At 74.6% G+C, this 7,516-nt stretch carries 7 protein-coding genes; 2 read left to right on the top strand and 5 right to left on the bottom strand.

The genetic code is table 11. From position 1 onward, the window contains the following. From NH602_RS25795 to thrS, 5 genes are all read right to left on the bottom strand, one after another. Positions 1-1,087 (bottom strand): glycosyltransferase family 4 protein (locus NH602_RS25795; RefSeq protein WP_253069142.1); only part of this gene is annotated, 1,087 nt, incomplete at its 3' end. Continuing rightward, complete coding sequence (locus NH602_RS25790) at positions 1,084-1,974, bottom strand: phosphatidylinositol mannoside acyltransferase (protein WP_253069141.1); 891 nt, start codon at positions 1,972-1,974, stop codon at positions 1,084-1,086. The genes NH602_RS25795 and NH602_RS25790, both read right to left, overlap by 4 nt. Further along, positions 1,967-2,581 (bottom strand): phosphatidylinositol phosphate synthase, encoded by a 615-nt coding sequence (gene pgsA / locus NH602_RS25785; protein ID WP_179762608.1) that lies wholly within the window; start codon positions 2,579-2,581, stop codon positions 1,967-1,969. The genes NH602_RS25790 and pgsA overlap by 8 nt, the downstream gene beginning before the upstream one ends. A 94-nt stretch (positions 2,582-2,675) precedes the next feature. Next, positions 2,676-3,233, bottom strand: coding sequence for an HIT domain-containing protein (locus tag NH602_RS25780; protein ID WP_073574632.1), 558 nt, complete (start codon positions 3,231-3,233; stop codon positions 2,676-2,678). Between the two features lie 9 nt (positions 3,234-3,242). Beyond that, complete coding sequence (gene thrS, locus NH602_RS25775; RefSeq protein WP_253069140.1) at positions 3,243-5,306, bottom strand: threonine--tRNA ligase; 2,064 nt, start codon at positions 5,304-5,306, stop codon at positions 3,243-3,245. A gap of 113 nt (positions 5,307-5,419) precedes the next feature. Between thrS and NH602_RS25770 the strand changes: the two genes are divergently transcribed. Next, positions 5,420-6,448, top strand: a complete 1,029-nt coding sequence (locus NH602_RS25770; protein ID WP_073574630.1) for an LLM class flavin-dependent oxidoreductase — start codon at positions 5,420-5,422, stop codon at positions 6,446-6,448. 8 nt (positions 6,449-6,456) lie between these two features. Continuing rightward, the gene (locus NH602_RS25765; protein WP_253069139.1) at positions 6,457-6,828 is read left to right on the top strand and encodes a nuclear transport factor 2 family protein; all 372 of its coding nucleotides are present in this window, start codon (positions 6,457-6,459) and stop codon (positions 6,826-6,828) included. The last annotated feature ends 688 nt before the right edge of the window (positions 6,829-7,516 follow it).

Genomic DNA, 7,516 nt, shown 5'->3' with positions numbered 1-7,516 from the left:
CGGCGATCGCGGCCCGGTACACGCGCAGCACGTCGGAGGCCACGACCGGCCAGTCGTAGCGCCGCGCCCGGTCCCGCCCGGCGGCGGCGAGCCGGGCGCGGGCGGCCCCGTCGTCGAGCAGGCGGGTGAGCGCGGCGGCCAGGGCGGCGTCGTCGCCGGGTGGGAACAGTGCACCGGCGCGGCCGTCGTCGAGCACGGCACGGAAGGACTCGAGGTCCGCGGCCAGCACCGGGGCGCCCGCGGCCATCGCCTCGGTCAGCACCATCCCGAAGCTCTCCCCGCCGCGGTGCGGTGCGCAGAACACCGCGACCGAGCGCAGCGCGGCGGCCTTGGTCGCCTCGTCGACCGGCCCGAGCAGGTCGATCCGGCCCGCCAGGCCCGGTCCCGCGGCGCGCCTCAGCCGGTCGCCGTCGCCGCGGCCGACGACGAGCAACCGCACGTCCGGGCGGTCGGCGACGACCCGGCTCAGCGCGGCCAGCAGCACCGGCATGCCCTTGCGCGGCTCATCGAAGCGGCCGACGTAGCCGACCCGCACGGCGGGCGGCAGGTCCAGTGCCGGCCCGTGGGCGAACCGGGCGAGGTCGACACCGTTGGGGATCTCGGTGGCGTCCCCGCCCAGGTGCTCGACCTGGACCCGGCGGGCGGTCGCCGACACCGCGATCCGCGCCGTGACCCGCTCCAGCAGGGGGCGCGCCACGGGTCCGAACGCGGCGAGGGCCCGGGACCGCTCGGTGGAGGTGTGGAAGGTCGCGACGACCGGTCCGCGGGCGTCGAGCAGCGCGAGCGCCGACACCGACGGGGTCGTGGGCTCGTGGACGTGCAGCACGTCGAAGTCGTGCGCGGCGAGCCAGCGCCGGGTGCGGTGGCGGGTCAGCGGGCCGAACGCGACGCGGGCGACGGAGCCGTTGTAGGGGACGCCGACGGCCCGCCCGGCCGGGGTGACGAACTCGGGCGCGGTGCCGGTCGTCGGGGCCAGGACCTCGACCGTGTGCCCGAGCGTGCGCAGCGCGGCTGCCAGGTCCAGGACGTGGCGCTGCACTCCCCCGGCGACGTCGAGGGAGTACGGGCAGACGATCCCGATCCTCATCCCGTGCCGACCGGCTGGAGCATGTGCCAGTCCCACGGGCGGCGGGCGATCATGTCGCCGAACGCGTCGGCGAGGTGCTGGACGGCACCGGGACCGCGCGGGACGGGCGCGCCGACCTCGACGCCCCAGGCGTCGTCGGTGAAGTAGGGGTAGGCCGGGTGGAGCGCGGCGCCGGTGAGCCGGGCGAGCCGCGCAGGGCCGGACGGCAGCCGGGCGGGCCCCCCGAGGAACGTCACGCCGGTCCCGGTGCCGGTCAGGTCGCGGTCGGCGACCAGGCAGACGACCCCGCCGCGGCGCAGCCGCCCGGTCAGCGCGCGGTGTGCGGCGCGGGGGTCGTCGGCGGTCACGACCTCGAACCCGAGCGCGCGCCGGTAGGCGAGGAACCGGCGGAACAGCGGCTCGGGGCGCAGCCGCTGCACGACGGTGGTCAGCGCCGGTTCGAGCCCGAGCCGGTCGAGCTCGCGCAGCAGGTAGAGCCCGGCGAGGTCCCAGTTGCCGGCGTGCGGGAGGGCGAACACGACCCCGCGCCCGGACCGGGTGGACGCCAGCGCACCGGCGACGCCGTGGGCGTGCGGGTGCATCGCGGCGTGCACCGCGGCGGGGTCGAGGCCGGGCAGTGCGAACGCCTCGCGCCAGTAGCGGGCGTAGCTGCGCATCCCGGCGGCGACCAGTGCGTCGAGCTCGGCGGGGGTCGCGTCGGGACGGGCCCGGCGCAGGTTGTGCCGCAGCCGTCGTACCCCGGGGCCGTCGCGGCGGACCGCGAGCGCGGCGCCTGCGTCGAACACCCGTGCGGCGACGCCGGCCGGGAGCCGCCCCGCGACCCGCCAGCCCGCCGCGTACCCGGCGGCGCTCAGCGCGTCGGTGGTGCGCGTCCGCAGGTCAGGCACGCGGTGCCTCGCGGGAGCTGTGCCGCACCGCCAGGATCCGCTGGCCGAGGGTCACCGCCGTCCCGATCGCCAGCACGACGAGGGTGACGGTCAGCGCCCACGGCACCCCGATGCCGGACAGGAACGCCCCGACCAGGCCGAGGATGAGCCGTTCGGCGCGTTCGACGAGGCCGCCCTCGGCGGTGAGCCCGACGGACTCGGCGCGGGCCTTGACGTACGACACGATCTGGCCACCGACCAGGGCCACCAGCGCGGCGGCGCCGGCCAGGGGCTCGGCCCCGCCGGTCAGCGCCCACCAGGCGAGCCCGGCGAACAGGGCGCCGTCGACGATCCGGTCGCAGGTGGAGTCGAGCACCGCCCCGAACGGGGTGCCGTGCCCGCGGGCGCGGGCCATCGCGCCGTCGATCAGGTCGGTCAGCACGAAGAGGGTGACCAGCACCGCGCCGAGGGCCAGCAGGCCGGTCGGCAGGAACGCCAACGAGCAGGTCACGGCCCCGACGGTGCCGAGCACGGTCACGGTGTCCGGGCTGACACCACGGTCGATCAGGGCCCGCCCGACGGGGTCGGTGAGCCGGTTGACGTGCGCGCGGGCGAACAGGTTCAGCATCGGCGGCTGCGTGCTCCCGTGCAGGACGGCGGCGGTGGGGGACGCTTCCAGCGTAGTCCGATACCGGGTCCGCCCGCCGTCGGCGCGGCCGGAGTCAGCGACGTGGCGGTTCCCACGCCTGTGCCAGCTGGTCGCGGGTCTCGGCGAGCAGCTGCGGGATCACCTTCGTCTGCCCGACGACGGCGATGAAGTTCGCGTCCCCGCCCCAGCGCGGGACGACGTGCTGGTGCAGGTGCTCGGCCAGCGAGCCGCCCGCGACGTGGCCCAGGTTGAGCCCCACGTTGAACGCGTGCGGCGCCGCGATCCGCTTCATGGTCACGACGGCCTGGCGGGTGAACGCCATCAGCTCGCCCGCCTCGGAGTCGGTGAGGTCCTCCAGGTCCGCGACGTGCCGGTAGGGCAGCACCATCAGGTGCCCCGGGTTGTACGGGTGCAGGTTGAGCAGCGCGAACACCTCGTCCCCGCGGGCGACGACGAGGTTGTCCGCGTCCGGGTCCGTCGAGTCGCCCAGGGTGTCCCCCCGGGCGATCCGGCAGAACGGGCAGCCGGTGTCACCGGCGCCCTGGATGTAGGCGAGCCGGTGCGGGGTCCACAGCCGGGCGAAGCCGTCGGGCGTCCCAGTCCCCTCCTGCGGGACCCACTCCTGCTCCATGAGCCGATCCTAGGCGTCGACCCCGAAGCTCTCCGCGGTCGGCGAGGTGTTCGTGCGCGACCGCACCCACTCGATGATCGAGGTGACCGCCTGCTCGACCGGCACCGCGTTCGTCTGCGAGCCGTCGCGGAAACGGAAGCTCACCGCGCCGGCCTCGACGTCGCGACCGCCCACGAGCAGCAGGAACGGCACCTTCTGCAGCGTGTGGGTGCGGATCTTCTTCTGCATCCGGTCGTCGCCGGAGTCGACGTCGATCCGGATGCCCGCGGCGCGCAGCCGGGCGGCGATGTCGCGGACGTAGTCGTCCTGGGCCTCGGTGACCGGGATCCCCACCACCTGGACGGGGGCGAGCCACGCCGGGAAGGCGCCGGCGTAGTGCTCGGTGAGCACGCCGAAGAAGCGCTCGATCGAGCCGAACAGCGCGCGGTGGATCATGACCGGTCGCTGCCGGGAGCCGTCCGAGGAGGTGTACTCCAGCTCGAAGCGGTCCGGCAGCATCAGGTCGACCTGGATGGTCGACATCTGCCAGTAGCGGCCGATCGCGTCGCGGGCCTGCACCGAGATCTTGGGCGCGTAGAACGCGGCGCCGCCCGGGTCGTCGTGCAGGGTCAGCCCGAAGCTCTCGGCGGCGTCGCGCAGCGCCTGGGTGGCCTCGGCCCACGACTCGTCGGAGCCGATCGACTTCTCCGGGTTGCGGGTCGACAGCTCCAGGTAGAAGTCGTCGAGGCCGTAGTCGCGCAGCAGGTCCAGCACGAACTGCAGCAGGCTGCGGATCTCACCCTGCATCTGCTCACGGGTGCAGTAGATGTGCGCGTCGTCCTGGCTGAACCCGCGGGCCCGGGTCAGCCCGTGCACCACACCGGACTTCTCGTAGCGGTAGACGGTGCCGAACTCGAACAGCCGCAGCGGCAGCTCGCGGTAGGACCGTCCGCGCGAGGCGAAGATCAGGTTGTGCATCGGGCAGTTCATCGGCTTGAGGTAGTAGTCGACGGCCGGCCGCTTCAGCTCGCCGTCGGCGGTGTACTCCGCGTCGAGCTGCATGGGCGGGTACATGCCCTCGGCGTACCACTCCAGGTGCCCGGACTTCTCGAACAGCGCGCCCTTGGTGGCGTGCGGGGTGTAGACGAACTCGTACCCGGCCGCGGCGTGCCGCTCGCGGGACAGGTCCTCCAGCTCCTTGCGGACGACGCCGCCCTTGGGGTGGAAGACCGGCAGGCCCGACCCGATCTCGTCGGGGAAGCTGAACAGGTCCAGCTCGCTGCCCAGGCGGCGGTGGTCGCGCCGCTCGGCCTCGGCGATGCGCTCCAGGTAGGCGTCGTGCGCCTCCTGCGACTCCCACGCGGTGCCGTAGATCCGCTGGAGCTGGGCGTTGCGCTGGTCGCCCCGCCAGTACGCGGCGGCCGAGCGGGTCAGCGAGAACGCCGGGATGAACTTGGTGGTCGGCAGGTGCGGGCCACGGCACAGGTCCGACCAGACGACGGCGCCGGTGTGGGCGTGCACGTTGTCGTAGACGGTGAGCTCGCCGGAGGAGTCGACCTCCATGACCTCCCCGCTGTCGACGGAGTCGTCCGTCGACTTCAGGTCGATCAGCTCCAGCTTGTACGGCTGGTCGGCCAGCTCGGCGCGGGCCTCGTCCTGCGAGGCGTAGCGACGGCGCTCGAAGCGCTGCCCCGCCTTCACGATCTTCTTCATCGCCGACTCGATCTTCTTCAGATCCTCGGGGGTGAAGGGGGTGTCGACGTCGAAGTCGTAGTAGAAGCCGTCGGTGACCGGCGGGCCGATGCCCAGCTTGGCCTTCGGGAACAGCTGCTGGACGGCCTGGGCGAGCACGTGCGCCGCCGAGTGCCGGATGACGCTGCGCCCCTCCTCGGTGTTCGCCGGGACCGGGACGACCTCGGCGTCGGCCTCGGGGGCCCAGGCCAGGTCGCGCAGGGCACCCTCGGCGTCGCGCACGACGACGATCGCCTCGGGACCGCTGGTCGGCAGCCCGCCCTCCCGGACGCGCGCGCCGGCGGTCGTCCCGGCCGGCACCCGGATCGGGGCGGACGCGGGCGGGGCGGACGGTGCGGACACGGGGGTGCCTCCAGAGGTGGTGCGAACAGATGGACCTCCGATGCTAGTCGGGGGCCGCGAACCGGTTTCGACCGCCGGGAAGACGCCCGGCGGGTGCGGGTGTTGCAGCCGTCGTGGTCCCTCTCTCCGTGCTCGACCTGGTCCCCGTGGCCGACGGCTCGTCGGCCACCGACGCGCTGGCGCACAGCACCCGCCTGGTACGACGGGCCGAGGAGCTGGGCTTCACCCGCTACTGGGTCGCCGAGCACCACGGCATGCCCGGGATCGCCAGCTCGTCGCCGCCGGTGCTGATCGCGCACCTGGCCGGGGCGACCGAACGGATCACCGTCGGCTCGGGTGGGGTGATGCTGCCCAACCACCGCCCGCTCGTCGTCGCGGAGCAGTTCGGCACCCTCGAGGCACTGCACCCCGGCCGGATCGACCTCGGCATCGGGCGCGCCCCGGGCACCGACCCGCAGACCGCCGCCGCGCTGCGCGGGACCGGGACCGACCGGCTGCACGCCCCCGACGACTTCCCCGACCAGCTCGTGGAGCTCGCGGCCTACTTCCGTGGCGACGCCGGTGTGCTCGCCGTACCGGCCGTGGGGAACGCTCCGACCATGTGGCTGCTCGGCTCGTCGGGCTACTCGGCGAAGGTCGCCGGGATGCTCGGGCTGCCGTTCGCCTTCGCCCACCACTTCTCGGCCGCGAACACGCTGCCCGCGCTGGAGCTCTACCGCGAGCACTTCCGGCCCTCGGCGCTGCTGGCGCAGCCGTACTCGATGATCGCCGCCGCCGTGACCTGCGCCGACACCGACGAGCGCGCCCACGAGCTGGCGCTGCCCTCGGCGCTGCAGTTCCTGCACCTGCGCCTCGGCGATCCGCGCCCGCTGCCCGGCCCCGAGGAGGTCGCGGCCTTCGACTGGACCGACCCGGCCCGGGCGTTCGTCGAGCAGCGCCACGCCGACCAGGTCATCGGCTCGCCGGAGACCGTGCGCGCCGGCGTCGAGGAGCTCGTGGCCCGGACCGGGGTGGACGAGCTGATGGTGACGACCTCGACCTTCCGCGGCGAGGACCGGCTGCGCTCCTACGAGCTGCTGGCCGGCGCCGTCGGCCTGCGTCCGGCGGCCGCGGCCGCCTGGCCCGGGGCGGGTGGGGCATGATCGCCGGCGTGAACGACGCCGCCGCCCGCTTCCGGGCCGCGATCGAGGCCGGAGACCTCGACGCGGCCGTCGCTCTCTGCAGCGACGACGTCGAGTTCCGCTCGCCCGTCGTGCACCGCCCCTACCGGGGCCGGGAGGCGTTGCGCCCCATCCTGGGCGCGGTGTTCACCGTCTTCGGCGGGTTCCACTACGTCGCCGGGTACTCCGGCGACGACGGGCACGTCCTCGAGTTCGCCGCGACCGTGGGGGAGCGCGAGGTGCAGGGCGTCGACATCCTGCGCACCGACGAGGAGGGCCGGATCCGCGAGCTCACCGTGCTCGTGCGGCCGCTGTCGGCCGCGGTCGCGCTGCGCGACCGCATGGGCCCGCTGCTCTCCTGACCCGTTGCCGCAGGTCGGCGTCGGGGTTGCCGCCGCCCGTCGATCGACGACGGCCGGTCGTCCCGCCGGATGCGGCCGTCCGGCCGTCCGGCGCTGGGCCGCCCGCGCGTCGTCGCACGCAACCGGCCGTTGCTCGACGCAGTGATCGTGTCGCCTGTGCATCCCTTCGGCCGCGGGCACGATGGTCCGCATGCCGCACCATGATCGGGCGATCCGGTCACGGAGCGCGCCATCACCCCGCTGACGTGCCGACATTCGAGTGACGTCGATCAGGTGGGCACAACGCCGCCCTCCGGTCCCTCGTTGACACAGCGAACTCGTTGACCGGGTGAGACCACGCCACCGTCCGGTTCCGCCGGCCGTCGACCAGAAGGGAGAGCCGGTTGCCCGCAGGCCCGCCCCCACCGCCGCGGTCGCGCCGCTCCCCCGAGTCCGATTCCCACGGATCGACCGGTTCCGGTCGTGCGGTCGACACCGAGGAGCGCCCGACCGGCCGGCACGGCAGCGACCAGGTCGCCCGCGCCGACTCCGGCGCTTCGGCACGGCACGGCGCCCCCGCCGGTGGACGGCGCGCGCGGTCCGCCGAGCCGGAGGCCCGTTCCTTCGCCGACGTCGTCCGGTCGACCGGGTCGACCGGACGTTCCGGCCCGGACGGGGCACGCGGCACCGGGGAGGACGGCGGCACCGG

This window comes from Pseudonocardia sp. McavD-2-B, assembly GCF_024124365.1.
In the GTDB taxonomy this organism is placed as follows: Bacteria; Actinomycetota; Actinomycetes; order Mycobacteriales; family Pseudonocardiaceae; genus Pseudonocardia; species Pseudonocardia alni.
This window is presented reverse-complemented; position numbering and strand designations above follow the sequence as displayed.

Excerpts from the sequence above, each read along its gene's own strand:
- pgsA (WP_179762608.1), bottom strand. The coding sequence starts at position 2,581 with ATGCTGAACCTGTTCGCCCGCGCGCACGTCAACCGGCTCACCGACCCC.
- NH602_RS25780 (WP_073574632.1), bottom strand. The coding sequence starts at position 3,233 with ATGGAGCAGGAGTGGGTCCCGCAGGAGGGGACTGGGACGCCCGACGGC.